The sequence below is a fragment of the Cobetia sp. BL01 genome, assembly GCF_056493605.1.
In genome coordinates, this window is the sequence record NZ_JBVBEE010000003.1 from 324,992 (window position 1) to 351,661 (window position 26,670).

Genomic DNA, 26,670 nt, shown 5'->3' on the forward strand with positions numbered 1-26,670 from the left:
TTGATGACCAGCTTTGAGGGCTAGCTCTCAACCCCAGTCCGGGCATCACGAATCTCGCCGGGACTTGCCAGCTGCTCGAGGCGCGCCCTGAGGCTATCGATGTTCTCTGCCGGGCGCGGATTGACCCCGTTGCTGTCAGTGATTTCGCGATAGGCGGTGTGACTGAGCACCATCAGGCTGATGCGTCGGTTCACGGCGGCCTGCGGGTCCTGGCTGTCCAGACTGATGCGTGACCCCATTCCGACGACACGCACGATGCGATCGACCGCCAGCCCATGCGCGACCAGCACTCGGCGCGCGACATTGGCACGATCAGTGGACAGCTCCCAGTTGCCATAGCCTCCCTCACCGACAAAGGGACGATTGTCGGTGTGTCCGGTGATGCTCAGGTGATTGGGCAGGCGCGCCAGAATCGGCGCCAGCAGGGACAGCAGTTGGGAAAGCTGTGCCGAGGGCTGCTTGCTGCCAAGAGCAAACATCGGATGCTGATCACTGTCCGTGATCTGGATACGCAGACCTTCCGCGGTCAGCTCGATCTGCAGCTGCTCGCGTAGCTCAGCAAGCGATGGGTCTTCACGCATCTGCTGCGACATGATGCTGTCGATCTCGTCACGGATATCCGCGAAACGCGCCTCTTCCGCCAGTGCCTGACGCTGCATGCGCGAGACATCCGCGCCCTTCTCCCCCTGGACTTCCTCGGCCATGAATCCCCCACCGGGAATGGCACTGCTGGAGGCGGAGTTGCGATCACCGCCCATCAGCGAGATTTCCAGCGGCGCACCGAAATAGTCGGAGATTTCCCTGAGGTCCTCATCAGAGGCATTGGAAATCACCCACATCACCAGAAAGAAGGCCATCATCGCCGTCATGAAATCGGCGTAGGCAATCTTCCAGCCGCCACCGTGATGGCCCTTCACGATCTTGGGTCGCTTGATGACGATCGGTCTGCGCGTCTCACTCATGCGCCGTCTCCCCGTGTCTCGGCGTCCCCGTCGTCGGGATGCTTGCGCTCATGTCAGCCGGCTCCCTTGTTCTTGATGTCGCGAACATGTTCTTCCAGCTCATTGAAGCTGGGGCGTTCGGCGGTGAACAGCGCCTTGCGGCCAAACTCGACGGAAATCTGCGGCGCATAGCCATTGAGCGAGGCCATCAGGATGACGCGGATGCACTGCATCATCTTCACGGCCTCATGCACTTCGTGCTGGATCTTGTTGGCCACCGGCGTCACGAACCCATAGGCCAGCAGAATCCCCAGGAAGGTGCCGACCATGGCATTGGCGATCAGGACGCCAAGCTGAGCAGCGCCCTGATCCGCGGAGGCCAGCGCATGCACGACCCCCATGACGGCAGCCACGATCCCGAAGGCAGGCAGTCCGTCCGCCACCGCAGACAGCGAATGGACCGGGATCTCGGTCTCGTGCTTGAAGGTCTCGATCTCATGCTCCATCAGGGATTCCAGCTCGAAGGGGTCCATGTTGCCGCTGACCATCAAGCGCAGATAATCCGTGATGAAGTTCATCAGAATCGGGTCCGACAGCACGCGCGGATACTCCGCGAACAGCGCGCTCTCCTGGGGATTGTCGATATCCTGCTCGATGGCCAGCATGCCCTGCTGGCGCGACTTGGAAAGCAGCAGATACAGCAGGCTGATGACTTCCATGTACAACGACTTGTTGTAACCGCGCGTTCGCTTGAGTCTGGAGAACGCCTTGCCGGTCGCCTTGATGGCCTTGCCATTGTTGCCCGCCAGGAAGGCACCTACCGCCGAGCCGAAGATGATCAACAGCTCAGCGGGCTGCATCAGCACCGCCAGATGCCCCCCCACCATCAGATACCCACCCAGGGTCGACCCGATCACCACCAGATAACCTATGAAAAGCAACACAACCACCCCCTTGGCATGCGATCGACCTCACGTCTCAACGGTTATCGGCCGCACGAGGGAGGTCTTGAGGGTCATGTGGGAAAACGTTCACGCATTGCCTTGCCGGCCGTAGCAGGCACAAGACGTGAGAGCGCCCACAGCCAGAGACGCGCCGCTGCCGCACTCAGGGCAACAAAAAAGGCTCACCGGGAGGCGAGCCTTTCTATCGTGATACCAAAGGGACCAAGAGGCGCATCAGCCTAGCTTGACCGCGAGTGCCTCGCGCTGCATGTCCTGCTCCCGAGCCTTGCGACGCGCCGCTGTCTTCCCGGCGCGGGAAGGCGGCTGGCAGATACCGCACACGTAATCATGCGAGGGGGTATGGGCATGAATCACGAAGTGGCCGGTACAGGTCTGGCAGGTCGCCAGGTCCAGCAGTTCACTCTCGAAGAAGCGCACCAGTGTCCAGGCGCGGGTCAGCGCCAGTACCGGCTCCTCCTCCCCCACGTGCTCGAGGTAGAAGCGATACGCCTTGACGAAGGCATCCATGCGCGGCACACCCTGGGAGCGCAGGCGACGATAGAAGCCATGGAAGAGGGACGCGTGCAGGTTGGGCTGCCAAGTCATGAACCAATCCGTGGAAAACGGCAGCATGCCCTTGGGCGGGGAGACGCCGCGCACCTCCTTGTACAGCTTCACCAGACGCGCACGACTGATTTCCGTCTCTGTCTCGAGCACCTGCAGACGAGCCCCCAGCTCGATCAATTCGACCGCCAGCTGCAGCTGCTGCAATTCATCCACCAGACTCTTCTGACTCATTGTCCAGCACCGCCCAGGCGGGTGACCGAGCCCGCCTGACGTGCATTCAACAACATGGCCGTGTGCATGGCACCGAAATCCTGGTCGCGCCCCCCCTGAAGCACTCCCTTGAGCTGAGCCGCATCATCCAGGGCCAACTCACACAACAACTGATTGCAGGAAGACAGCGATACCAGCTGACTGACACTCATCCCGGACAATATATCTGCCATTTCCTGACTGAGGCCAAGACGTACCCTTGCCATATCGACATCTTCGGCCAGCAAACGCTGCACGAGAAGAAGATAGGAGAGATTGACACTCTGGATGTCGTTGAGAAGTGAAGACATAAAGGTTCCCTGAATAGCCTGATCTTATCGAGATCAACACAAGAAAACGGCTGATCCATCGCCAGACCTTATGATTTAGATGTAGTGACCCTACATTTCTGGTATTTCGTTTCTGCGGGACATGAAAATCATTACCTGAGTAACACCTCATGTACTGGCGATTCTAATACCAGTATCGCGATCAAACCAGCGTTATCCTGAACAACCCTTTTCAAACGCTGTGATCGACAGGAAGAAACAGCTCAAAAAAACCACGAAAAGCAGGCAACTCCTGCAAAATAATGCGAAAAGTACGCCATAAAAATATTCTGCAACATATGGATGAGAAACTTAATCCCAAAAAGAGCAGACCACCCTCTTGCAATGTCACAACATGAGAGCAAGGTTGAACAAACCTTGTATTGCAGATTGATGAAATGACGCGCCATATAGACCTGCCATCGCATTACCGGGATTGTCGGATAGCGCCAATCACCCCACACCCTCTTCCTGGCCTGACATGACGCTTGATCAGGGCAGGATGCGGCTGCCCGACAATCCGCATACTTAGGATCAGGCGGCTGAACAGGCATTGGGACGATGATGAGTCTGTCGGGACGTTTCCCAGTGCATTTATTGATCCAGATCAACAATGGGTTACCGTCGATAACGCCCTACCCTGCATCAAACTTAAACAATTATAATATTCTAATTATAAAGGCGTTCTTGCCCACGGTTATTTCAGGAATCCCGGTGTCCTGCGCAGCCACCGGCATGCCATGCACGCCAGGACCTGCGTACGATCTCAGGGGGCTTCTCTCCCATCCGCCCTGGGCCCTTTACCACTCGTCCCCTGGCGTGACCAGAGGTGGGCAATCTCGACGATGCACTGAAACAGCGCCTGGGGGATGGTGCGACGCGCAGGCAATCCCTGCGCAAGCAGCGCCACCAGCTCTGGCGAGGCATGGACGGGAAGCCCCACTTCAGTGGCGTGCTGCTGAAGACGCGTGCCCAGGGATTTTGCCAGACCGCAGGGGAATGCTCGCTCTGCGGGCTCTTGGGGCTGAGAGCGGATATCGACGTCGGCAGCCCCGTCTTCGCTGCCACTGGCGGTCTCGGACATTGCCGGGCCATCAGCGTATCGCGGCGGTCCCATTGCCTCACCAGGGCGGCGTACGTGAACGCGAGGGGCAAACGCATGCAATGCCTGAGGCAGGCTCTCGAGCAGTGCATCCCGCGCAACGCCATGCCGTGACTCCAATATCACGACAAGCGCCACTGGCGATGCGAGTTGATACCACAGAAGCGTGGCCTCCAGCACGGCTCCCTGCTCGGCCGTGAAGGTCATGACGACCCGCCACTGGGCCACGGCCTCCTCTTCAGTGTCCGCCTGCCCCGCCAACGCCGTCACACTGGCAACAGGCAAGACCTCTCGGGGCCCCTGCTTGCGTGACCCCATGTCTCGCGGTCGCGGAGTCGGCGGAAAGTAGAGGCTGAAGAAGGCATGCAATCCAGGCAACAGCAGCCCCTGCCAGTTGAGAGGTTGCCCCAGCACCAGACGCAATTGCTGCTGAAGCACGCCTGGGTCAGCGCCCTCCCACTCATCGACAGCTGTGGCGATCGCAGAGCTGGCGTGCTGCATCCCCTCACGGTAGGCGCTCACCGCCTGTGACTCGCGAGTCGCAGGCTCCCTGCGCGAGGCAAGTGCCGGGTATGCCATCAGCGCCGTGGGTATCGCCACCCCCGAATCCGGACGTGTCGACACCCACGGCGGCGACACCCGAGACTCCGAGACCGGCAGATAGCGTGCCTGGGTCAGCAGCAGCGCCTGACGCCAGGCAAGCAAGGCATCCAGACGGGCCGTCGAGGTCTGGGGATGAGCACTGAGGTCGGCAAGCGGGGTCCGTCCTTGATACCAGTCCAGCAGGTCAGCCTCATAGAAGAGACCGCTCTGACTGATCTGCTGGCGCAATGCCGCAGCCAGAGGAACGTGCGGGGTGGCCGTGGCGATCTTGTAGGCAAGCCCCGGCAATGGGCGGCCACTCGCGAGCCACTCCTGCAGGGAGATCCCTGCCGGCATCTTGATACCGCTGACAGCGGAAGACGTATCGGCAGGCAGGCGACTCAACGCCTCGAGTAGATCAGAGATCAGATGGGCACGATCCGTCAGCTGCACGGCGGCCGCCGGCGACTCAAGACCCGACGAACGGCGGGATACGTCGGTGTCGGGCTGAGCCCCACCGGCAAGGCCCGGCGTGCGCGTTATCGGAAAGACAGTCCCCGAATCCGCCGCCGGGGGTGGCTGGGCCGTGCGGCCCAGCACCTGGTGGAGCAACCCATCGATCAAGGGAGTGATGCCCGTCATCTCAGCCCCCCCCCCTGGTGTAGTGGTGTCATGCGCGGCGCTCAGAGCTGGACAGGCTGGCCATGATGACGCTCGGCATTGCCAATGGCCTCATCCGGCCCGAACCGACTCAACTGAGATGCTGGCGATGTCCGTAACTGCGCGCCAGCTTGCGCCGAGTCCCCACATCGCCAAGCACTTCCTGCAACTGCGCCTTGCGCGCATTGAGCAGCGTCGTCAGCTCCGCCTCCATGCTCGTCAGCCCCTTCAGCTGACGCTCAAGATACTCACGAGCCTCCGCGCTGCCGGAATCCGGCATGCGCAGCGATTGCATCTGCTCGATATAGCGCGTCTGACCCTGTATGACACCCGGCCAGTCTCCTGCGCGCGCTGCCACCAGCATGTTGGACATCTGAGTGAAGAGCGCATCGCATAGAGCGGACGCTTCATCCACTGATAGCGCATCGATTTCCATGATCATGACTGTCCCTTGTCGTGAGCCGCGATCTGACGCCAGGCCTCGCCCAGTTCGCTGAGCAGACGGCGCGCTTCATCCAGCTTCTCCACACTGTTGGACAGATTGGCCTGGAGCAGCAAGCGGGCAATGTAGTCATACATCCGATCCAGGTTGGCAGCGACATCCGCTCCCTGCTCGTGATCCAGACAGGCACGCAACCCATCGGTGATGATGTTGATGGCCTTGGTCAGAGATTGTCCCTTGGCCACGATATCGCCTGCCTCCATCTGCAGACGGGCCGCGGCCAAGGTGCGATCAACTCCCTCGAACAGCATCACGATCAGCTGGTGGGGACTGGCAGACAGGACTCCGGATTCCACACCGACACGGGCGTAGGCATTGGCCCCACGATAGCGACTCATGACGTTTGTCTTCCTTTGTTCATAGCGTATTCAAGGCCTTCAACAGCCTGATGTCAGATGTAGGATGGCAGCGTTTGATCACCTGGCCGGCTAGTCGGTCAGGTTCCAGCTGTTTTCCAGAGTTTCCAGCTGTCCCGTCAGGTAATCGCTGGTCGAGGTCAGATTGGCGACTAGAATGTCCAGCGCCGTGAACTGTTCCCGGTAGCGCTCGATGGTGGCGTCAATGGTGGTCTCGGTCTGCTCGTATTGACTCTCGAGACTTTCCAGCGAGCTTTCGATGCTTTCGGTCGTGTTCTCGAGGGTACCGTCATCGCCGACCACCTGATCCAGCAGGCCAGCCATCTGACTTGCGAAGCCCACGCTTCCCGCCTCGCTGTCCGAGATGAAGAAGCCGGACATGGCGGCCAGCTGCGTGGCATCCGCCTCATCGACCATGGCGCTGTCGAACTCAAGCTTGCCATCGTCCGTGCGAGTGACTCCCAGCGAGGACAGCGCATAGAAGTCCCCCTCACTGGTGAAATTCAGCGCCGAGGTGAGCCGGCTCTCGATGGTTCGCAGCGTCGAATCGCCCAGCAACTCGCCCGCCGTGCCTTCATCGGCATTGAAGGCGGTGTAGTTGTCGATGGTCTTCTGCAATTCGTTGTAAGCGGTGACGAAGGCCTGCAATGCCGAACTCGCCTTGTCCGGGTTCTCGGCCACCGTCACCGTGCTCGGTGTCGTGGTCACGTCGCTCAAGACGAGGCTGAGGCCATCCACGGCATCGTCGATCTCATTGGAGGTGCTGTGCATGACGATGCCATTGACACTGAAGCTGGCATCCAGCGGCTCCACCACCTGCTCGACCTGACTCGCGGATGGCGCGGCGGGGTCGAAGCCAAGCAGGTCCTCCAGCGCCGGCTCTTCACCGCTGGTCGACAGGCTGATGACGGAGTCCTTGCCGGTCTCCCGGGAGGTCAGCACCAGACGATACGGCGAGTCAGAGCCGTCGTTGACGATGGAGGCGCTGACCTCAAGCCCTGCCGCATTGATGGCATCTCGGATGCCTTCCAGACTGTTGTTGCTGGAGTCGATCACGATCTCGGCGGTGCGCTCGGCGTCCGCCACATAGCCATCGTCACTGCCGAGACTTCCAAGCGAGAGCGTCAGCGTGGTGGCCGTCCCGCTCCCGATGGCCTCATCGCGATGGGTCTGACCCCCGGTCGCCAGGCTCTGCGCCTGCGCCAGCTGGGAGACCGAGACCGAATAGCTGCCCGGCTCCGCGATATTGGTGGCGCTGGCACTGACGCCACTGCCACTGGCGGTGGTCGTCATGCCGGCATAGATATCGGGATCAGCCAGGGACGCTGCCGCCGTGTCCAGCGACTCCAGACGGCTCTGGATCGTTCCCCAGGCCGACAGCTCCGCCTCGTAGCTGGCCTGCTTGTTGGCAATCGGCGTGAGCTTCTGGCGCTCGGCGCTCTCCAGGTCACTCAGCAGGCCATTGAGGTCAAGCCCTGACCCTATCCCCAGCGATGAAATCGTCGCCATAAGCCTTCCCCTTGAGCATTAGCGATATTCTGGCATGCCGTTCGCAGCGCCATCGGGCGAAAAAGCACGCATACCACACGCATTTGTGTCCCGGTTGCTGCATTTATCGGCCACATCAGCAATCACTTGAGTCCCGTGGCGTCATTTCTTCATCACCGATTCTCGCCCCCGCTCGCTCGCCTTCTGCGCCGTCCACTACAAAAAAGTAGTCGCTCTACAGGGGCTACGACGTTTCGCCTACCGCGCCGCAAACGTTTGCGCGTCATACTGTCGCCCATGGTGAACCCGTCAGGTAAATGACTGGATCGACTCGCCCCTGCCTCATTCAAGGACTGAGACGTGAAACGACAAGGCCTACTCAACGCGCCGCTCAGCGGGCACATCGCTCGCCTCGGCCATACCCAGACCCTGGTGATCGCCGATGCCGGCCTGCCGATTCCCGCCGATATCCCCTGTGTGGATCTGGCGGTCATTCCCGGGCTGCCGGCCATGCTGCCGGTGCTCGACGCCCTGCTTGCAGAGCTGTGCATCGAAGCCGTGACCCATGCCAGCGAGCTGGCGCTCAAGAGCCCGGAGCTTCACGACGCGCTCTCGACCCGCCTGGCCTCACTGGAGCAGCGTGACGCCAAGCCGCTTGAGCGCCATGTGATCGAGCACGAGGCCTTCAAGGCCGAACTCCCCAAGGCCAGCGTGATCGTGCGCACCGGTGAGTGCACGCCCTACGCCAATCTGATCCTGCATTGCGGAGTTCCCTTTTGATGGGCATGCAGACGCAAGATGTCACGCATCCGACCCCGCAAGCGCCCAAGGTCAATGAGGACGCTGCCCCGCGCGTGCTGATGGCATTGCGCGGCATCGACAAGGGCTTCTCCGGGGTCAGCGTGCTCAAGGGCGTCGACCTGACGCTGCGCGCCGGCCGCGTACATGCGCTGGCTGGCGAGAACGGCGCAGGCAAGTCGACGCTGATGAAGATTCTCTCCGGCGTGTATCGCTATGACGCCGGCACCCTGTGGCTCCGCGATGAGGAAGTCATCTTCACCACCCCACGCCAGGCCATGGACAGTCGCATCGCCATCATCCACCAGGAACTCAATCTGGTGCCGGGCCTGTCCGCCGGCGAGAACATCTTCCTCGGGCGTGAACCACGCACTGCGCTTGGCACCGTCGACTGGAAGCGCCTGCATGCCGATGCCCGCCAACTGCTGGATCGCCTGCGCCAGACACTGGATTCACGCACCGCCGTCAGTGAACTGAGCATCGGTCAGCAGCAGATGGTGGAGATCGCACGTGCCCTGTCGCTTGACGCCGAGATCATCATCATGGATGAGCCCACCGATGCCCTGACGGACATCGAGACGGACATCCTGGCCGAGGTGGTCGCGGAGCTGCGCGGTGAGGGACGCTCACTGGTGCTGATCACCCATCGTCTCAACGAGATCTTCAGCATGTGCGATGAAGTCGCCGTGCTGCGTGATGGCCAGATGATCCACCAGGGGCCGACGGCGGAACTGGATGAGGATGGCTTGATTCGCCTGATGGTCGGCCGTGAACTTGCCGAACGCTATCCCTATACGCCCGCCAGTCCCGATGGCGAGGTGATGCTGGAGGTGAAGGAGCTTCACGCGCCGGGCGTCAATGGCATCAGCTTCTCGGCACGCCGCGGTGAGGTGCTCGGCTTCGGCGGCCTGATGGGCGCAGGACGCACCGAGCTTGCACGCGCGCTGTGCGGTGATACCCGCATCGCGGCGGGAAGCGTGACCTTCAACGGACAGTCCGGGCAGTTCCCCTCGCCGGCCGCGGCACTGGCGGCAGGCCTGGTCTATGTGCCGGAAGATCGCAAGCAGTCAGGACTTATTCTGGCGCACTCGGTGGCCAGCAACATGTCTCTCAGTGCCCTGCCGAACTTCTGCGGTGCGCTGGGGCGCATTCGTCACGGCGAGGAAGCCGCCGCGGTCGAGCAGTTCGTCAAGAGCATGCAGATCAAGATCAGCGATACCGCCCAGGCGGTCGATACGCTGTCCGGCGGCAATCAGCAGAAGGTGTCGCTGGCCAAGGCACTGATGCCGGCACCGGAGCTGGTGATTCTCGATGAGCCGACCCGCGGCGTCGATGTCGGTGCCAAGCGCGAGATCTACCTGCTGATCAACGAGCTCAAGCGTCAAGGCAAGTGCATCCTGCTGATCTCCTCCGAGATGCCCGAGCTGCTGGGTCTGGCGGATCGCATTCTCGTGGTGGCCGATGGCCGGATTTCCGGTGAATTCAGCCGCGAGAACGCCACCCAGGAAGCGATCATGACAGCCGCCTCCGGTCTCGAGAGCCCGCTGAGTGCCAGCACTGGCGCCGCCCGGGCGACCCCTCCACACACGTCTTCTGATTTCCCCCACGAGATGCCGAACTGATGTCCACTCCCACTTCCTCCGCCGCCGGCGACCGTCGACTCGACATCATGCGCCTGCTGGTCGACAACAAGGCACTGATCGCGCTGGCACTGTTGATCGCCGTCAGCGCCGGCCTGTCCGACAACTTCCTGTCTGCCGACAACCTGCTCAACGTGCTGCGCCAGACCAGCATCAACGCCATCATCGCCATGGGCGTGACCTTCGTCATTCTCACCGCCGGTATCGACCTGTCAGTGGGTGCGGTACTGGCACTGACCGGCGCCTTCGCCGCCTCGATGACCGCCGCCGGCCTGTCACCGTGGCTGAGCGTGCCCGGCACCATCATCGCCGGTGCCGCACTGGGCGCAGTCTCGGGTCTGTTCGTCGCCTTCGGACGCATCCAGGCCTTCATCGTCACCCTGGTGGCGATGACGGTGCTGCGCGGCGCGACGCTGGTCTACACCGATGGTCGCCCGGTCTCCATCGGCGTCAGTGAAGCCGCCGACAGCTTCTGGAACCTGGGCGGCGGCTACTGGATGGGCGTCCCGATTCCCATCTACATGATGTTCTTCGTCTATGTGCTGTGCTGGGGCGTGCTGCATCACACCCGCTTCGGCCGTCACGTCTATGCGGTCGGCGGTGGCGAGAAGGTGGCACGCCTGTCCGGCATCAACGTCAATCGCATCAAGATCAGCGTCTACGCCATCGCGGGTGCCTTCGCGGCACTGGCGGGTGCCATCCTGGCCGCCCGTCTGGGTTCGGCACAGCCGAATGCCGGCACCGGATACGAACTCGACGCCATCGCGGCCGTCGTCATCGGGGGCACCAGCCTGATGGGTGGTCGAGGCCGCATCTTCGGCACCTTGATCGGCGCACTGGTGATCGGGGTCTTGAACAACGCGCTGAACATCATGGGGGTTTCAAGCTACTTCCAGATGATCGCCAAGGGCGCCGTCATCCTGCTCGCGGTACTGATCGACAGCCGCGCCCATAAATAGTCTCGAACGCGCGCGAAAGACGCTTGCGATTTCATTCCCGGCAGCATCGAAGACCCTCGATCCCGTGCGCCAACCACGGGGTCATGAATCGCCAGGGTCGCCGACAACGAAGACGCCAGACGATGGCGTCGACAACAATGAAAGGAACCACGCCATGAAAAAACTGCTCGTTTCCTCGCTGACCACCGCCATCACCGCCGCCGGTCTGAGCATGATGCCGGTGCAATCCGCCATGGCGGACAAGATCGCGCTGGTCGTGTCCACACTCAACAACCCGTTCTTCGTCAGCCTGCAGCAGGGTGCCAAGGACAAGGCGGCGGAGCTCGGCCATGAGCTGATCGTGCTGGATTCCAGCAACGACGCCGCACGTGAGCTGTCCAACGTGGAAGACGCCCTGTCACGTGGCGTGGACCTGCTGCTGGTCAACCCGACCGACTCCGACGCCGTCGTCTCCAGCGTGCGTACCGCCAATGCGCGCAACGTGCCGGTGGTGACGCTGGATCGTAGCGCCAACGGCGGCCGGATCGCCGCCCACGTGGCCTCCGACAACGTCGCGGGTGGCGAACTGGCCGGCAGCTTCATCGCCGAGAAACTCGGCGGAGAAGGCAAGGTCGTCCAGCTTGAGGGCGTGGCCGGTGCCTCCGCGACACGTGACCGTGGGGAAGGCTTCCTCAAGGCCATCGAGGGTCACTCGGACATCAGCCTGATCGCCAGCCAGCCGGCCAACTTCAATCGCACCCAGGGCCTCAACGTGATGGAGAATCTGCTCCAGGCGCATCCTGAGGTAAATGCCGTCTTCGCGCAGAACGATGAAATGGCCCTCGGCGCACAGCGCGCGCTGCAGGCGGCCGGCAAGGACATCCTGCTGGTCGGTTTCGACGGCACCGATGAAGGCATCAAGGCGGTTCAGGCCGGCAAGATGGACGCGACCATCGCGCAGCAACCGTCACTGATCGGCAGTCTCGGCGTGGAAGTCGCCGACAAGCTGCTCAAGGGCGAGGACGTCGACAAGACCACCGACGTGCCGCTCAAGCTGATCACCGAGTAAGCGCGAGCCCGCGAGACGTGACACCAAGACGCCGGCCTCGTGCCGGCGTCTTCGTCACCGCTCTCCACCGGCGCCACCAACACGCCACGACATTCACATCGACAGACGTGACGACAGGCGTCAGAACAGACGCATCATTCCACCAGGGACAGGGGACAGGCAGCGTGATTCGACTCAAGGATGTGGCGGCACGGGCAGGCGTTTCCGTCACCACCGTCTCACATGTGGTGAACGCCACTCGGCCCGTCGCCAGGGACACCGAAGCGCGGGTGCGCGAGGCCATCGCGGCACTCGGCTATCGGCCGGACAGCGTGGCACGTGCGCTGAAATCCAATCGCAGCCGCACGCTGGGGATGATCGTCACCAGCGCGCACAACCCGTTCTTCGCCGAGGTGATCCGTGGAGTCGAGGACCGCTGCTATCAGGCAGGCTACAGCCTGATCCTGTGCAACAGCGATGACATCGATGCCAAGCAGCTCAGCTATCTCGAGACACTGCGCGATCGCCGCATCGATGGGCTGGTGGTGATGACCGCCGAGAACGGCGAGGGCTTTCTGCAGGCTCTCAGCGCCCTGCCACTGCCGACAGTGATGATGGACGCCGACCCTCAGCCGGGCTGGGACATGACGGTGGTCAATGATGACTCGCGCCTGGGGGGCAGGCTTGCCATCGAGCATCTGATATCCCGCGGACTCGAGCGCATCGCGCTGTTGACCGGCCCACGCGATCACGCCCGCTCGCGGGAGCGCCTGTGCGGAGCACTCGGGGCGCTCAAGGCCGCCGGCCTGGGCGTACCGGAGGACTGGCAGGTCGCCACCGACCTGATGCTGGAAGATGGCCATCGCGCCGCTCACCTGCTGCTGGCGGACCCCGGGGATCGACCGGACGCCATCTTCGCCTTCAATGACCTGCTGGCGCTGGGCTGTCTGCGCGCCGCACAGGATCTTGGCCTCGAGGTCCCACGCGAGCTGTCGATCATCGGCTACGACGACATCGAGATCAGCGCCTACCTCAACCCGGCACTCACCACCATCCGCCAGCCGATCTATGACCTCGGCACCACGGCAGTGGAACAGCTCATCGCCCGCCTGGAGGGTTCCCCCTTCCCGGGACAGACCCAGCTGGCCCCCACGCTGGTCGTGCGCGAGAGCGTCTCGAGGGTAGACCGGACCTCATCAGGCTCGCGCTGATAACAGCTCGGCATCAAAGATATCCATTATCAACATTTCTCTTATAGGTGATGGCGACATACCGTAGGCCACCTTGATCGACGCCAGATCAGCGCGTCAGATCCGCACATCAGCACAATGCGCAAGAGGAGCCTTTCGGTGAGCCATCAAGACGAGACGACCACGGAGACCCCCGAGTCCTCCCCCATCAGTCGCAGCCTGCTGTTGCTGATGGCGATTGCCGTGGCCGCCACGGCAGCCAACCTGTATTACAACCAGCCGCTGCTGGCCGACATGGCAGCCTCACTCGGCGTCAGTCAGGGCACCATCGGCATGATTCCCTCGGCCACGCAGTTCGGTTATGCCGTGGCGATCCTGCTGATCTCGCCGCTGGGCGACACCATGGACAGACGCCTGTTGATCCGCAATCTGTCCATCACCTTGGCCGTGGCCTCGCTGGGCGTCTTTCTTGCCCCGAGTCTCTGGCCATTGCTGGTGGCGAGTTTCGTGGTCGGTCTGGGTGCCAACATCACCCAGCAGCTGATCCCGCTTGCCGCGTCACTCTCCACACCGCAGAGGCGCGGCAAGGTGATCGGCACGCTGATGACGGGGCTGACCATCGGCATCCTGCTCTCGCGCACCCTGAGCGGCAGCATCGCCGAGTACTGGGGCTGGCGCAGCGTCTTTCTGGTCGCCGCCATCCTCGCCATCATCATCGGCGTGTCACTGTATCGTCAGCTGCCGAGTCGCGCCCCTGCGGTGCAGATGGCCTATCCCAGGCTCATCGCCTCGATGTTCACGCTGCTGAAACGCCATGCGCTGCAGCGCGAATCCGCGCTCACCGGCGCACTGTGGTTCGCGGCCTTCAACGCCATGTGGGCGACACTGGCACTTCATGTCACCGACACGCCCTTTGATTACAGCGTTCAGCAAGCCGGACTGTTCGGCATCATCGGACTGGCGGGGATCATCGGAGCCAAGGCGTCGGGACGTCTGGTCAATCGTGTCGGCGCAGGCCCCTTGATCAGCCTCGCGCTCACGATGGTGGTGGCCGCCTTCGCGGTACTCGGCCTCTGGGGCGACAGCCTGTCGGGGCTGGTCATCGGCATCATCCTGCTGGATCTCGGGGTCTTCGCCGCCCAGATCCCCAATCAGGTACGCGTCTTCTCCATCGACCCCGAGGCGCAGAGCTGCATGAATGCCGTCTACATGCTGTGCTATTACACCGGTGCCGGCCTGGGCTCGGCCGTCGGGGTCAAGATGATGAGCCTCTTCGGCTGGCAGGGCATGGCAGTGTTCGGGCTGACGCTCGGGGCGCTGGCGCTCGGGCATCACCTGCTCAGACAGCGCCGGCCAGCGGCACCCTCCCACAAGGCCTGAACGTCCCTCTCAAGGGGGTCCGTGGGCCCCGACGACAGCGAATGCCGCCATCACTCACGGACTGCGGCAAATGACGCCATGATTCAGGTAGTCGATTCAGGTACACTCTGCGCGCCATTTCGGTGCGTGGCCTGACTGCGACGACCTGCAGTCCGCCGACCAGCGAGATGGTACGCGATTCACGGCCTGTACTCAGGGCAAGAACCCGTCAAACTCTCGAGATCCACATGAAGCTCATCGTCAAACTTGTCCTCGGCATCATCGCCGGTCTTCTGATCGGTCTGATGGCCCCGGATATCGTGGTCCGCGCGGCGCTGACCGCCAAGGTCATCATCGGCCAGCTGATCAACTTCACCATCCCGCTGATCATCCTGTTCTACGTGATGAGTGGCATCGCCTCTCTGCCGAAGAATTCAGGCGCCATGCTCGGACGCACCGTCGGCATGGCCTATGGCTCTACCATTCTCGCTGGCATCTTCGCCTTCCTGGTCGCCAGCAATCTGCTGTCGGGCATGCTGTCCGGCATGGCGCCCGTGGCCGAAGGCCGCGACGCACTGACCCCCTTCCTCGATCTCGAGATTCCGGCCGCGTTGCCGGTGATGACGGCGCTGGTACTGGCCTTCGTCTTCGGTGTCGTCATCAGTCGTCGGGAGCTTCCGACCCTGAAAAGCGCGGTATTTGAATCACGTGAAGTGGTCGACGTGTTCCTCAACAGCGTCATCATCCCGCTGCTGCCGCTGTTCATCGCCGGTACCTTTGCCGAGATGGCCTATGAGGGCAAGGCGCTGTCGACACTGGATACCTTCTGGAAGGTGCTGGTGCTGGCCATCGTGATGCACTGGATCTGGTTGAGCACGGCCTATCTGATCACCGGGCTCGTCCAGCGTCGCTCGCCGCTGGGACTCCTGCGCAACATGCTGCCCGCCTATCTGACGGCACTGGGCACCATGTCCTCCGCCGCGACCATTCCGGTCAGCCTGCGTCAGACCAAGGCCAACGGGGTCAGCGATGAAGTGGCGGATTTCAGCGTGCCGCTGTGTGCCACCATCCATCTGTCAGGCTCCACCATCACCATCGTGACCTGCGCTACCGCCGTGATGATGATGAGCCATGACCTGGCCATCGCCAGTCTCGGCGAAGTCGTCCCCTTCCTGATCATGCTGGGCCTGACCATGATCGCCGCGCCCGGTGCGCCGGGCGGCGCCGTGATGGCCGCACTGGGCGTGCTGGGCAGCATGCTCGGCTTCGGCGAGGCGGAACTTGGCCTGATGATCGCGCTGTATCTGGCACAGGACAGCTTCGGCACCGCCACCAATGTCACCGGCGACGGCGTGATCGCGCTGTGGGTCGACCACTTCGCCCGCCGCGATGGCGTGGTCGCGGACAGCGATGCCCGAGCGCTTGATGAGCAGGCCGCGCGTTCACGCTCCTGAAGCAGGCCACCCGAGCGTCACGGACTGATTTCCAGGGCGTTCGGGACAACCGCTGCACACGAAAATGCCCCGCCACTTCTCGAGTGGCGGGGCATTTTCGTGTGCAAGGCTTCCACATGCTCAAGGTGAGGCATGACGCCGCGCCGCGCCTGACACCATGCCCGTGAACGGCTACCATGAGCGCCCACGCGTGAGCGCTGTCATGGCGGTGAGTTACCGCCTCTCTGTTACCGTTGCCGGAGTGCCAGATGTCCCTGCTTGACTCTTTCCCCCTCCCCCCGCGTGCCCAACGCCTGCCCCTGCGACGCACACTGGCGGCCTGGTGCCTCGCCGGTGGCAGCTTGATGCTGGCACAGGAGGCCAGCGCCCTGGAGATCGGCATGCCTGCCGACGCCGGTGTCAGCGCCAGCCCTGCCGTCGTGCTGGAAGCCGAAGGTACCCTCGAGGACTCACTGCGCGAGCCGCTGACCCTGACGCAATACGCCAGTGCGGATGAGGTGATGAAGGGGCTGCGTGATGGCACGCTGGACGCCGCCTACCTGACGCCCTGGAACCTCAAGGCACTGGCCGAGAGCGGCGTGCCGCTGCGGGTACTGGATGGCGCGGACCTGGATGATGTCAGCCTGGTCGCACGCGATGAGCTGATCCGCTATACCAAGCTGTTCGAGCCGCAGGAAATGCTGATCCGCTTCCTGAATGACACCACGCGTGCAGTGCGGGTGGTGATCAGCGACAGTGATGCGCGCTCGCATCTGGCGCTCAAGCAGTGGATCGAGGTCAAGGTCGGTTCCAGCATGCAGCTGGTGAGCCCGCGCTCGCTGGAAGCGCTGGAAGGTGATGAGTACGCCGGCGATGCGCCCAAGGCGCTGATCAACAGTCGCAAGATGCATGCCGCCTTCCTGGGTGGCGATGACGCCTCCCGCCTGGTGGCCCTGCACCCGCTCTCCAAGGACTGGCTGCCGCGCGCCAACATGCTGGATCTCCCGCGCATGCTGCTGGTCAGCCGCGCCGACATCGCCGATGACGCTCTCGATGCCGAGCTTCAACAGCTGGGCCAGGCCCACGCCGCGGCACAACGCACCCTGCATCAGGAAGACCCGACGAAGGCGGCCTTCATGCTCAAGCAGGAGTGGCCGGCCCAGGCCGGTGAAGCGCCAAGCCTGCCCCAGGTGGTACATGCGCTGAATGGCAATGCGCTTGCCGTCAGTGACATGCGTCAGGCGCTCAATGACTGGCTGGGCGAGCAGCAGGCCAATGTCACCTGGCCCGAACTCCAGCCGTGAGTGACGGTCATGAGAGACAGTCGTGAGCCGTCTTGATCCCAGGCTGTCTTGCCCCTCAGGCCGCCTCGGACCGTCAAACGCCAGGCGCGTCAGCCAGAGACAAAAAAACCCGCCAATTGGCGGGTTTTTTCATTCATCAGCGACGATCAGGCGTCCAGCGCTTCCGCGATCTGGGACTGAGCCTTGGGACCGATACCCTTGACCTCAGCGATCACGCCGTCAGCGTGGGCCTTGCGGACCTTGGCGACGTCATCGTAGCCGGCTTCGGTCAGCGCGCGGATAGCCGCAGCGTTCAGACCCAGGTCTTCCAGGGTAGCCGCGTCTGCGGTGTCCTCGGACTCCGCCTGCTCTTCAGCGGCTGCCATCGGCATCATGCGGGACTGGGCGATGGCCTGTTCACGGGCCAGACGCGCCTTGTACTGCACCAGCTTCTGGTTGAACTCGTGTTCGACCTGCTTGCGGTGCTTGTCAGAGGCTGCAGCCTTCTCGCTCAGACGCTCGTTGCGAGCACGCAGGTCCTCGACTTCCTTCTTTGCCTTGTCACGGGCATTGCGGAGCTTGTCGGCTTCCTTGCTGGCTTCACGCAGCTGACGCTCCAGCTCCTTGATGCGGGCGTTCTGGTCCTGCTTGGTGTCCTGCTCCTGAAACAGGGATGCAAGCTGATCGTCAAGAGTAGCGTCGGTCATACTGCTATGTTGCCTCGAATAATTGATAAAGAGCTAAAGTCTGGGCGCACATTCTACCGCAGTTCTTCAGTTTGTGCTGCATTTGAGCGCAACCGAGCGGGATGAATGTGATGTCGGTGTCCTACCTGGCGCAATTTTACCCCATCCTCACCATAGCGCCAGCACTGGTTGTCTCTGGCGCCGGGTGAGCCTATCGGCTAGTCGTCGTGGCGGTCTTCACGCATGCTTCGACGACTGGCCAGGCAATTCCTGCCCCCTTCTCACGTTCACATTCACATTCATGTTCACATTCACGCAAGAGGGGACGATCAAGGGCGCCTCAGTGCTTGCGCCATTCTTCCAGCTTGTCCGCCAACTGCTGGCGACGCGCATCAGGCGCCGCGAGAGAGGCACTCTGGTGACCTTCCCCGAAGCGATTCTCCAGGTAGTCCATCAGGTTGATCAGCTCGTCGTCGGTCAGGTTGTCATCAAAGGCCGGCATGAAGACGCTGTGACCATTGTTCTCGCGCTGCACGCCATTGAGAATCGCCTGCGCCAGGTTGTCCGGATAGACACTGCCGGTCACGCTGTTGTGGAACAGCGACGGGTAGTAACCATCCTGGGTGCCGGCGCCATCCGCCCCGTGACACATGGCACAGTGGCCCAGATACAGGCGCACACCCGGGGTGGCATCCGTCAGCTGGCCGATCAGCGCTTCATCATCCGGGCGCTTGTCGAGTGGCTGACCGCGCAGCAACAGGACATCGTCAGCCGGTGCCCCCTGATTGAACCGCGTGGCGACCTGAGGCTCGCTGGCCTGCTCGGCTTCCGCCTGGCGATCGCCATCATTGATCGCCTCGCCCTGCTCACCCTTGCCATTCACGGCCGGGATGGACTTCAGATAGACGGCAATGGCACGCAGATCATCTTCGCTCATGTGACGCATGGAGTGCGTGACGACATCCGCCATCGGGCCGCCGGCCTGCGCCTTGCCCTTGAGATTGCCGGTGGCGAGGTAGGTCTGGATATCCTGCTCACTCCAGCTGCCCAGACCATCCTGCATGTCCGGCGTCAGGTTGAAGGCGCGCCAGCCTTCGATCATCGCACCACCGAGATAGCCGTCCTCATCGCCTGTCAGCGCCTTCTCCTGGAAGGCGATGCCACGCTCGGTGTGGCAGCTGCCACAGTGTCCCGGCCCCTGGACGAGATAGGCGCCACGGTTCCAGTCGGCGCTCTTCTCGGGGTCATCCTGCCAGGGCTCCAGCGGCGAGAAGATCTCTTCCCACAGCGCCATCGGCCAACGCATGTTGAGCGGGAACGGAATCTCGCTCTCACGGTTCGGCGTGGCGCTCGGCGTCACATCATGCATGTTCCAGGCATAGAGTGACTTGATGTCGTCATCGGTCAGACGTGCATAGGACGGGAACGGCATCGCCGGATAGAGATTGTGGCCATCGGCCGCCTCACCTTCGCGCAGTACACGGGTGTACTCCTCGAGGGTGTAGTTGCCGATGCCGTGTTCGGTGTCCGGGGTGATGTTGGTGGCGAAGATCTTGCCGACCGGCGTCTCGAAACCGAGGCCGCCGGCGTACTCATCACCATCTTGCGTACTATGACAGGCAGCGCAATCACTGGCGCGTGCCATGTACAGGCCCTTCTCGATCAACGCCGGATCATTGGTGGCGGCCTTGTCGGCCTCCACCTGCCTGGCGTGCTCATCTTCACCACTGCCACAGGCGCTGAGCAACAGCGCACTGGAACCGGCAATGGCAGCAAGACGAATTGCACGGGCCAGACGCGCGGGACGGGCCGTGAGGCGGGCACCTCGGGCATTCTCATCAATGGCATCACGAATGCCAGCAGTACGGGCGTGCGGGACCATGCTTATATTTCCTGTTCGAGCAGATCGGCAATACGAAGAGACAAGGCGGCAATCGTCAGAGTGCAGTTGACCGAGCCGACTGTCGGCATGCTGCCGGAGCTGGCGACGAACAGATTGTCGTGGCCATGCACTCGGCAATCGCGGTCCACCACGGATTGCGTCGGGTCATCTCCCATCAGGGTCGTACCGCAGATATGCTGGTTGTTGGAGAACTCATCACGGAACGCGATGTCCGTGCCTCCCATCAGCTTGGCGATGCGTGCATATTGCTCCCGCGTATGCACGGCGCTGCGCTTGACGTAATCATCGATAGCATAACGGAATTCCGGGCGCGGCAGACCAAGTGCGTCACGTTTTTTTGACGGCGTGATGCGATTGGCTGGCTCGGGCAGCAGCTCATGGAAGCTGTCGAACTGCACATAACGGCTGGCACGATTGTCGATCTGCGCCTGCAGGTCCGCGCCCAGCCTCAGGGGAGTCTCCGCCAGCACCTCGGTGGTCATCTGCTGAGTCCGGGCGATGTTGGAAAGGTGCAGCTTCTTGGAGGCGAATTCACGGCGAAAATCCCCGTCACGCCAGGTGATGATGGACGTCATCTCCTGGGGGCCACGGCCGGCCCACAGTGCCTCATCAGCCAGAAAGCTCACACCGGTACCCGGGTGATCCATCAGATGCCGGCCGACCATGTCGTTCTGATTGCCCACACCGTCGGGGGTATGCGCATTCACCGACATCTGCATCAGCTTGGGCGTCTCGATGCCATTGGCCGCCAGCACCACCTTGGGTGCGCTCAGTCGATGCTGCTTGCCTTGCGGGTCGAGATAGCGCACTTCGCGGATCTTGCCGCTGGCATCGCTTTCCAGATGATGGACGATGGCATTGTCGATCAGTCGGGCACCGGCGCGCTCCGCCTTCTCGACGTGGATGATGCCGGAGTACATCGCCCCGATCGGGCAGATCGGCATGCAGTTGTTGTTGCCGCAGCAGGTCGGGCGGTCATCGTAGGGGCGGCTGTTGCGCGCCACCGGCTCGGTGACCATGTCAAAACCGTGGGGATTGATGCGCTCGCTGACCCGCCGTTCGTTCCACGACAGCGGCAGAGGCGCCATCGGATACTCGGCGCTGCGCGGGCTGCCGAGATCGACATCATTCGGCCCCCAGACACCCAGCGCCACCTCGGCCCGGAAGTAGTAGTCTTCCAGGTCCTCATAGGCGATCGGCCAGTCGAGACCTACTCCATATTCGCTCTTGAGACGGAAATCGCTGGGCAGGAAGCGCCAGGCCGAGGCCGCCCAATGCCAGGTGGTACCGCCGACGGCGCGGATATACTGCGCGTCATAGGGCTGCTCACCCTTCTGGACGAGATAGTCGGCATTGTCGCCGTGCAGCATGGGATGCGGTGCCGCCTTGCTGGCGGGATACGGCCCCATGAAGTCCATCTTGTCGGCCTGATTGCGAAAGCGCTCCACGATCTGCCAGCGCTCCAGGCGCGGGCCGGCTTCCAGCATGATGACCGCCTTGCCGGCTTCGGCCAGACGATGCGCGATCAGGGCACCGGCAACGCCGGAGCCCACCACGATCACGTCAGCGTCATACGTACGAGCTTCCTCAGCCATGCGGGGTTCTCCTCAAGGTGCTTTGCGTCACCGCAGCGGGACTGCGATGTCGTCAGGGCATTCGTTGCCGCCCGCTCTCATGGCGATGCTGGCAGATGAACGAGTGGGTTCAGGCAGGACGCTCGGCCCAGAAACCGGGACGATTCGGGCAATAGGTCCGCACGACCTGGACATCGCGGGGGCCTGCATACATGCCGGCATGTTCAAAGGCGATCACCTCGGCCTGCGGGTCGGTGGCAGATTGCCCCACCGTCCCCAGCATCCAGGCCTGCAGCACGCGGCGCACCAGCGCCATCTCGGCTTCGCTCACGTCATCCTCGCGCAGATATTCACGCTGCTCCCCCAGGGCCAGGAGACGATCTCTCAGGTCCACCAGCGTGCCAAGGCCCGGCACGCCATCGACGGGCGTGCGCGCCAGTGCCTCGAAGAACCGCTGCCCGAGGCGCTCATTGAGGACTCTGTCACTCAAGAGCCATGCCGAGAGGGACATGAAGGCGGCAAAGGCGCCATCCTCATCCGTCTCCCGGGCACTGCTGGTGACCGTTTGCGCCAGCGCCGACAATGGCAGGCTGGTCAGTGTCGCGGCACCGACCCCGAGCAGACCACGCTTGAGCAGGCGACGCCGTGAAGCATCGACGCGTGCGATGTCATGAGTCGAATCAGGCAAGGCATCGGTCTCTGGCGAAGTCGTCATGGGGCTCTCCGGGCAATCATGGGAACAGATACGCACACTCGAGCACGCTGGCAGTCCAGCAGCAGGTCAAGCGGGAAACATTAACATTGGGTTAATGGTAACAATTGGCACCCCCTCATAGACGAAAGACTAATGAATCGTGCGTTCGCACTTGCGCAACCCTGTCATCGCGCTCGATGCAACCCGAGCGAACGCGGCAGGCCCCATCCCTCGCCCCGGGAGCGTGGCTTACGTCTTTCGCGGCGGCTGACGTTTTCAGTCATCTCGCGGCACAGTAGGATGTGGGCTTGATCCCTTCGTCATTCCAAGGATGGCCATCATGCTTCGCACCCTGCGTACCCCTCTCGCGTTGATTCTCACCACCACTTTGCTGGCAGGTTGCGAGAGCGCGTCCCGTATCGCCGACAGCATTTCCCTTCCGGACTTCGGCAGCACCACTGCCTCCGAGGACGGCGATCAGCGCGTCAAGCGGACAGTGGCCTTCCCGGAGGCGGAGTACGCCAAGCTCGACAAGACGGGAACCTCGGTCATCAAGGGCCGCATGTCCTATGACTGGCAGGGTCAGACGATCCATGCCAACCGGGCAGGCATCTCGATCGCGCCGGTCACCACCTACTCCGCGGAAGCCGCGGAACTGGCGCTGGCCGGCAAGACGGCAGAGCGCGCCGACCCGCGTGCCCAGGCCTATACCCATATCGTGCGCACCGACAGCAATGGCTACTTCAATGCCACCGGCCTGCCCGCCGGCACCTTCTATGTCGCCGGCGTCATCAAACTGCCCGATGGCACCCGCAGCCCGCTCATCCTGAGCCAGGTACAGGTCGGGCGTGGTCAGACACGCAACATCGAACTGAGCCGCTGAGCGTGCTGAGCCCAGACTCCCGCGAGCCCCGGGCCTGCCACCCTGAGGGATGATCGACGAATGACCACGACACCATGACGGCACTCTCGTTACGTTCCTACACGCCACGCGCCGATGTGCATGATCACCAGTATCCGCAGCTGGTGCTGCCGATCCGGGGCCATCTCGACATCCAGGTCGGCGGCTACACCGGAACCGTGGTCACCGGCGAATGCGTGATCATCCGCTCGGGCGAGACCCATCAGTTCCAGGCCCATGACGCGGCACGCTTCATCGTCGCGGACCTGGACTACCTGCCCGACAATCTCGCCGCCACTCGGCGCGTGGTGTTCTCCATCAGCACCCTGCTGATGAACTATCTGCTGTTTCTCGAAGCCCAGCTGCAGGGCAAGGTCGATGCGCGGATCGACCGTCTGGCCATCGAGCTGTTTCTGGGCTTGCTGGAGCGGCAGACCTGCGACAAGCGTGTCGATCGGCGTCTGCTCAGAGTGCTGGATGTCATGAACGAGCAGCTGGATCATCCGCATGACGTGGCATCACTGGCGGCCCTGGCGCATCTGAGTCCTACCCAGTTCCACAAGATCTTTCGTGACAACCTGGGCGTCAGCGTCAAGCAGTACCTGACAGCCCGGCGCATGGAGCGCGCCCGTGCGCAATTGATCCATTCCGACCTCAGTGTCCAGCAGGTCGCCGAGGCAGTGGGCTATCAGAACCTGTCGGCCTTCACGCGACGCTTCTCTCACCATTTCGGCATGACGCCGCGCGAGATGACTCGCCAGTACTCCAGCCTGACCATCTCCAGCTGAGCGTCTTCCCCTGACCTTCTTCAGCACCTCTCCCGCCCTTGTCACGGCGTTTCAGACGCCTGCTGGCTCACTTGGCTGTCTCCAGCAGAACGAAGCGTAGTTTCAGCACAATATCGATTCGCAATGAAGCGTAATCTCGTGGTCACCGAATCACCTTTCATTGCGAGCCATCAACCATGCAACACCGCATCGCGAACGCTTCGCTCTCCCCGCTGCTCCAAGGTCAGACCGGCAACCTGTGCGTACTGCTGGCTGCCTGCCTGTGGGGAACCACCGGCACGGCCGCCCACTTCAACCAGGGTGTGAGCCCGCTGGCCACTGGCGCCTTCGCCATGGGGGTGGGCGGCGTACTCCAGGCCATCCTGTCACGCCGCCACCTTCGCGCCGAGGCACACAAGCTGCTCGCACAGAAACATCTAGTGGCCTGGGGCGCTCTGTTCATCATCTGCTATCCCCTGGCCTTCTACTCGGCCATGGAATACACCGGTGTCGCGATGGGGACCGTCATCACCATCGCCACGGCCCCCTTGGCGGCCGCCGCACTGGAATATCTGCTGGACCGCAAGAAGGTCACTGCCAGCTGGTATGCCGCGCTGACGCTGGGAATGATCGGCGTCGCGCTGATGGCCATAGGCGAGACCGCGTTGCCTGAGGCCACGCCACTGCTGGAATCGCGTGGTGAGGGGGCGATGCTCATGGATGAGCGCAAGCTCATCGGCATCGCCCTGGGGATCGTGGCCGGCGCAAGCTACGCCACCTATTCGCTGCTCGCCAGACGCATGATGTTGCAAGGCACCCACGGGCGTGCGGCGATGGGCTGCCTGTTCGGCACCGCCGGTGTGCTGCTGCTGCTCGGCCTCGGAGCCGCCAGCCTCATCCACGACCCGCGCCTGTTCGCCACGCCGGTGAATGCCAGTGTCGCCATCTACATGGCGCTGATTCCCATGCTGCTGGCCAGTCTGGTCTTCGGGCGTGGGCTGGCCAGCGTGCCCATCAGTCGCGTCACCATGCTGACCATGTTCGAGCCGCTGGTGGCAGGCGTTCTGGCGGTCGTGGTGGTCGGCGAGCAGTTCACCATGATGGGGGCGGTTGGCATGCTGTTAATCATGACCTGCCTGATGCTGCAGCTTCGCTCCCGCGCCCCCAGGGCCCCGACGGCCAGTCCGCAGCCAGCGCCCACCGCATGGGCAAGGTCCTCCCACGCATCACGACGCCCTGACCTTGAGGCAGAGCGGGCTTCTGATCTGGAGACTGACCTGGCGACGGTCCTTTGGGCTGGCAGCGATAGCGGGCAGGAGTACGCCTGCGAAAGCGTCGCAATGCTCGACTACCCCACAGAGAGCCAGCACGGCTGGTCCCATGCGGCAGTGGAGTCCGGCGACAGGACACCACGTTGAACGGATCTCACTGAACTGACCTCACTGAACTGACCTCACTGAACTGGCCTCACTGAGCCGGTTGCACTGAGCTGACGACGGGGCGCAGACCGCATTGACTCGCCGCGTTGTCGTGATCATGACAGAAAGTGGTTTCAGCACACTCTGCGTGCTCGCGGCATGCATGGCGAGCCGACGAGAAAGAGCGCACCTCTCACGCCAAAGGAATGCCTGGATGACAACGATCTCTCCTCTGACCTCCCAACCCTCGAAGTCGGGAGTGCTGGGCAGCCTGGCGGTGCTGTTTGCGGCGCTGCTGTGGGGTACCACCGGCACGGCGGCCCACTTCAATCAGGATGTCAGTCCGCTGGCGACCGGTGCCTTCGCCATGGGCGTCGGTGGCCTGCTTCAGGCAGTGATCGCACGGCCCAATATCTTGGGCTGCCTGGGCCTTTTGATGGCGCAGAAGTGCCGGGTATTGCTCGGCGCCGTATATGTCGTCATCTACCCGCTGGCCTTCTACTCCTCGATGCACCTGGCCGGCGTTGCCATCGGCACGGTGATCACCATCGCCACGGCACCTCTGGCGGCCGCGATACTGGAGCGCCTGTTCGGTCACCATCGACTCACGCCGAGCTGGTATCTCAGCCTCGCGCTCGGCATCGCCGGGGTGGTGATGATGGCATTGGGCGAAACGGGCCATCAGGGCATGCCGACGCCCCTCGCCGCGGGGCAGAGTGCTGACGGTCGCCTTGCCTTCACTGATGAACTGGCGCGCCTGGCAGGTATCGCGCTGGGCATCATCGCCGGGGTGACCTACGCCGCCTACTCGCTGATCGCACGGCGCATGATGGAAGGTGGTATCCACGCTCGCGCGGCCATGGGCAGCCTGTTTGGCGTCGCCGGCATCGCGCTGATCGCAGGCCTGGGCCTCAGCATGCTGGTGGCAGACCCGCGCCTGTTCGCCACTGCCGGCAACGCAGGCGTAGCACTCTACATGGCACTGGTACCGATGTTCCTCGGCTATCTCGCCTTCGGCTACGGCCTCAAGACCATCGCCGCCAGCAAGGCCACCCTGCTCACGCTGTTCGAGCCCCTCGTGGCTGCGCTGCTCGCCGTCACCATCGTCGGCGAGCATATCGCCCCGCTCGGCTGGCTCGGCATGGTACTGATTGCCGTGTGCCTGGTGATTCAAGTGAGGCCGAAAACGATCTGAAGAATGCCTGGAGCCTGAACAACAGAAAGCCCCAGCCTGATCCTCAGGCTGGGGCTTTCTGTGTTACTGGGCATGTACTCACGGGATTACGCCGTCTCGATCACTCGCCGTGAAGAGCGCGAC

General features: G+C 62.7%; 24 protein-coding genes. 12 read left to right on the forward strand and 12 right to left on the reverse strand.

The annotated features are described in order from the left end of the window. Positions 1-20: 20 nt before the first annotated feature. The 8 genes from motB to fliD all read right to left on the reverse strand — a co-directional run bounded on the left by motB (position 21) and on the right by fliD (position 7,741). Positions 21-962, reverse strand: coding sequence for a flagellar motor protein MotB (gene motB, locus ACZYGA_RS07715; RefSeq protein WP_404625634.1), 942 nt, complete (start codon positions 960-962; stop codon positions 21-23). A 53-nt stretch (positions 963-1,015) separates the two neighbouring features. Then, positions 1,016-1,885: a flagellar motor stator protein MotA gene (gene motA / locus ACZYGA_RS07720; RefSeq protein ID WP_077376180.1), complete on the reverse strand. Its 870-nt coding sequence runs from the start codon at positions 1,883-1,885 to the stop codon at positions 1,016-1,018. A gap of 234 nt (positions 1,886-2,119) precedes the next feature. Continuing rightward, entirely contained in the window at positions 2,120-2,683 is a 564-nt protein-coding gene (gene flhC, locus ACZYGA_RS07725) for a flagellar transcriptional regulator FlhC (protein WP_136937757.1), read from the reverse strand. Further along, complete coding sequence (gene flhD, locus ACZYGA_RS07730) at positions 2,680-3,012, reverse strand: flagellar transcriptional regulator FlhD (RefSeq protein ID WP_077376174.1); 333 nt, start codon at positions 3,010-3,012, stop codon at positions 2,680-2,682. Before flhD ends, flhC begins: the two co-directional genes overlap by 4 nt. A gap of 784 nt (positions 3,013-3,796) precedes the next feature. Next, entirely contained in the window at positions 3,797-5,356 is a 1,560-nt protein-coding gene (locus tag ACZYGA_RS07735) for a hypothetical protein (RefSeq protein WP_404625636.1), read from the reverse strand. A gap of 109 nt (positions 5,357-5,465) precedes the next feature. Beyond that, positions 5,466-5,816: a flagellar protein FliT gene (locus tag ACZYGA_RS07740; protein WP_404625638.1), complete on the reverse strand. Its 351-nt coding sequence runs from the start codon at positions 5,814-5,816 to the stop codon at positions 5,466-5,468. Next, positions 5,813-6,214 carry a flagellar export chaperone FliS gene (gene fliS, locus ACZYGA_RS07745; RefSeq protein WP_404625640.1) on the reverse strand — a complete coding sequence of 134 codons (402 nt, stop codon included), beginning with the start codon at positions 6,212-6,214 and terminating at the stop codon, positions 5,813-5,815. The genes ACZYGA_RS07740 and fliS overlap by 4 nt, the downstream gene beginning before the upstream one ends. A 90-nt stretch (positions 6,215-6,304) precedes the next feature. Continuing rightward, positions 6,305-7,741: a flagellar filament capping protein FliD gene (gene fliD / locus ACZYGA_RS07750; protein WP_404625642.1), complete on the reverse strand. Its 1,437-nt coding sequence runs from the start codon at positions 7,739-7,741 to the stop codon at positions 6,305-6,307. A 339-nt stretch (positions 7,742-8,080) separates the two neighbouring features. On the opposite strand from fliD, the gene rbsD reads away from it, so the two are divergent. The 8 genes from rbsD to ACZYGA_RS07790 all read left to right on the forward strand — a co-directional run bounded on the left by rbsD (position 8,081) and on the right by ACZYGA_RS07790 (position 17,430). Then, positions 8,081-8,500, forward strand: a complete 420-nt coding sequence (rbsD, locus tag ACZYGA_RS07755; protein ID WP_136937754.1) for a D-ribose pyranase — start codon at positions 8,081-8,083, stop codon at positions 8,498-8,500. Beyond that, entirely contained in the window at positions 8,500-10,140 is a 1,641-nt protein-coding gene (locus ACZYGA_RS07760; RefSeq protein WP_479398746.1) for a sugar ABC transporter ATP-binding protein, read from the forward strand. Before rbsD ends, ACZYGA_RS07760 begins: the two co-directional genes overlap by 1 nt. After that, entirely contained in the window at positions 10,140-11,117 is a 978-nt protein-coding gene (gene rbsC / locus ACZYGA_RS07765) for a ribose ABC transporter permease (RefSeq protein ID WP_404625644.1), read from the forward strand. The genes ACZYGA_RS07760 and rbsC overlap by 1 nt, the downstream gene beginning before the upstream one ends. A 154-nt stretch (positions 11,118-11,271) precedes the next feature. Then, positions 11,272-12,165: a ribose ABC transporter substrate-binding protein RbsB gene (gene rbsB / locus ACZYGA_RS07770; RefSeq protein WP_084208618.1), complete on the forward strand. Its 894-nt coding sequence runs from the start codon at positions 11,272-11,274 to the stop codon at positions 12,163-12,165. A gap of 164 nt (positions 12,166-12,329) precedes the next feature. After that, the gene (locus ACZYGA_RS07775) at positions 12,330-13,355 is read left to right on the forward strand and encodes a LacI family DNA-binding transcriptional regulator (RefSeq protein ID WP_404625645.1); all 1,026 of its coding nucleotides are present in this window, start codon (positions 12,330-12,332) and stop codon (positions 13,353-13,355) included. A 138-nt stretch (positions 13,356-13,493) separates the two neighbouring features. Further along, on the forward strand, positions 13,494-14,714 hold the full coding sequence (locus ACZYGA_RS07780) for an MFS transporter (RefSeq protein ID WP_404625647.1): 1,221 nt from the start codon (positions 13,494-13,496) through the stop codon (positions 14,712-14,714). 227 nt (positions 14,715-14,941) lie between these two features. Further along, positions 14,942-16,147 carry a dicarboxylate/amino acid:cation symporter gene (locus ACZYGA_RS07785; RefSeq protein WP_479398748.1) on the forward strand — a complete coding sequence of 402 codons (1,206 nt, stop codon included), beginning with the start codon at positions 14,942-14,944 and terminating at the stop codon, positions 16,145-16,147. A 248-nt stretch (positions 16,148-16,395) separates the two neighbouring features. Continuing rightward, on the forward strand, positions 16,396-17,430 hold the full coding sequence (locus ACZYGA_RS07790) for a hypothetical protein (RefSeq protein WP_404625651.1): 1,035 nt from the start codon (positions 16,396-16,398) through the stop codon (positions 17,428-17,430). Between the two features lie 146 nt (positions 17,431-17,576). Here the strand turns inward: ACZYGA_RS07790 and ACZYGA_RS07795 are convergent, their stop codons facing one another. From ACZYGA_RS07795 to ACZYGA_RS07810, 4 genes are all read right to left on the reverse strand, one after another. Then, a complete protein-coding gene (locus ACZYGA_RS07795; protein ID WP_176503370.1) occupies positions 17,577-18,116 on the reverse strand; it encodes a hypothetical protein in 540 nt (179 codons plus the stop codon). 319 nt (positions 18,117-18,435) lie between these two features. Further along, on the reverse strand, positions 18,436-19,977 hold the full coding sequence (locus ACZYGA_RS07800) for a c-type cytochrome (protein ID WP_141391600.1): 1,542 nt from the start codon (positions 19,975-19,977) through the stop codon (positions 18,436-18,438). 2 nt (positions 19,978-19,979) lie between these two features. After that, positions 19,980-21,593, reverse strand: a complete 1,614-nt coding sequence (locus ACZYGA_RS07805; RefSeq protein WP_077376139.1) for a GMC family oxidoreductase — start codon at positions 21,591-21,593, stop codon at positions 19,980-19,982. Between the two features lie 109 nt (positions 21,594-21,702). Continuing rightward, positions 21,703-22,287 (reverse strand): sugar dehydrogenase complex small subunit, encoded by a 585-nt coding sequence (locus ACZYGA_RS07810; protein WP_077376136.1) that lies wholly within the window; start codon positions 22,285-22,287, stop codon positions 21,703-21,705. Positions 22,288-22,606: 319 nt separating this feature from the next. Between ACZYGA_RS07810 and ACZYGA_RS07815 the strand changes: the two genes are divergently transcribed. From ACZYGA_RS07815 to ACZYGA_RS07830, 4 genes are all read left to right on the forward strand, one after another. Further along, a complete protein-coding gene (locus ACZYGA_RS07815; protein WP_271302535.1) occupies positions 22,607-23,149 on the forward strand; it encodes a carboxypeptidase regulatory-like domain-containing protein in 543 nt (180 codons plus the stop codon). A 74-nt stretch (positions 23,150-23,223) separates the two neighbouring features. Then, positions 23,224-23,955, forward strand: a complete 732-nt coding sequence (locus ACZYGA_RS07820) for a helix-turn-helix domain-containing protein (RefSeq protein ID WP_191237056.1) — start codon at positions 23,224-23,226, stop codon at positions 23,953-23,955. A 176-nt stretch (positions 23,956-24,131) separates the two neighbouring features. After that, on the forward strand, positions 24,132-25,352 hold the full coding sequence (locus tag ACZYGA_RS07825) for a DMT family transporter (protein ID WP_404625654.1): 1,221 nt from the start codon (positions 24,132-24,134) through the stop codon (positions 25,350-25,352). A gap of 214 nt (positions 25,353-25,566) precedes the next feature. Beyond that, positions 25,567-26,547 carry a DMT family transporter gene (locus tag ACZYGA_RS07830; RefSeq protein ID WP_404625655.1) on the forward strand — a complete coding sequence of 327 codons (981 nt, stop codon included), beginning with the start codon at positions 25,567-25,569 and terminating at the stop codon, positions 26,545-26,547. The last annotated feature ends 123 nt before the right edge of the window (positions 26,548-26,670 follow it).

Excerpts from the sequence above, each read along its gene's own strand:
- rbsB (WP_084208618.1), top strand. The coding sequence starts at position 11,272 with ATGAAAAAACTGCTCGTTTCCTCGCTGACCACCGCCATCACCGCCGCC.
- flhC (WP_136937757.1), bottom strand. The coding sequence starts at position 2,683 with ATGAGTCAGAAGAGTCTGGTGGATGAATTGCAGCAGCTGCAGCTGGCG.
- fliS (WP_404625640.1), bottom strand. The coding sequence starts at position 6,214 with ATGAGTCGCTATCGTGGGGCCAATGCCTACGCCCGTGTCGGTGTGGAA.
- ACZYGA_RS07735 (WP_404625636.1), bottom strand. The coding sequence starts at position 5,356 with ATGACGGGCATCACTCCCTTGATCGATGGGTTGCTCCACCAGGTGCTG.
- ACZYGA_RS07805 (WP_077376139.1), bottom strand. The coding sequence starts at position 21,593 with ATGGCTGAGGAAGCTCGTACGTATGACGCTGACGTGATCGTGGTGGGC.
- ACZYGA_RS07795 (WP_176503370.1), bottom strand. The coding sequence starts at position 18,116 with ATGACCGACGCTACTCTTGACGATCAGCTTGCATCCCTGTTTCAGGAG.
- ACZYGA_RS07825 (WP_404625654.1), top strand. The coding sequence starts at position 24,132 with ATGCAACACCGCATCGCGAACGCTTCGCTCTCCCCGCTGCTCCAAGGT.
- ACZYGA_RS07820 (WP_191237056.1), top strand. The coding sequence starts at position 23,224 with ATGACGGCACTCTCGTTACGTTCCTACACGCCACGCGCCGATGTGCAT.
- ACZYGA_RS07790 (WP_404625651.1), top strand. The coding sequence starts at position 16,396 with ATGTCCCTGCTTGACTCTTTCCCCCTCCCCCCGCGTGCCCAACGCCTG.
- ACZYGA_RS07785 (WP_479398748.1), top strand. The coding sequence starts at position 14,942 with ATGAAGCTCATCGTCAAACTTGTCCTCGGCATCATCGCCGGTCTTCTG.
- motB (WP_404625634.1), bottom strand. The coding sequence starts at position 962 with ATGAGTGAGACGCGCAGACCGATCGTCATCAAGCGACCCAAGATCGTG.
- ACZYGA_RS07800 (WP_141391600.1), bottom strand. The coding sequence starts at position 19,977 with ATGGTCCCGCACGCCCGTACTGCTGGCATTCGTGATGCCATTGATGAG.
- rbsC (WP_404625644.1), top strand. The coding sequence starts at position 10,140 with ATGTCCACTCCCACTTCCTCCGCCGCCGGCGACCGTCGACTCGACATC.
- fliD (WP_404625642.1), bottom strand. The coding sequence starts at position 7,741 with ATGGCGACGATTTCATCGCTGGGGATAGGGTCAGGGCTTGACCTCAAT.
- flhD (WP_077376174.1), bottom strand. The coding sequence starts at position 3,012 with ATGTCTTCACTTCTCAACGACATCCAGAGTGTCAATCTCTCCTATCTT.
- ACZYGA_RS07760 (WP_479398746.1), top strand. The coding sequence starts at position 8,500 with ATGGGCATGCAGACGCAAGATGTCACGCATCCGACCCCGCAAGCGCCC.
- ACZYGA_RS07815 (WP_271302535.1), top strand. The coding sequence starts at position 22,607 with ATGCTTCGCACCCTGCGTACCCCTCTCGCGTTGATTCTCACCACCACT.
- ACZYGA_RS07810 (WP_077376136.1), bottom strand. The coding sequence starts at position 22,287 with ATGACGACTTCGCCAGAGACCGATGCCTTGCCTGATTCGACTCATGAC.
- ACZYGA_RS07740 (WP_404625638.1), bottom strand. The coding sequence starts at position 5,816 with ATGATCATGGAAATCGATGCGCTATCAGTGGATGAAGCGTCCGCTCTA.
- ACZYGA_RS07830 (WP_404625655.1), top strand. The coding sequence starts at position 25,567 with ATGACAACGATCTCTCCTCTGACCTCCCAACCCTCGAAGTCGGGAGTG.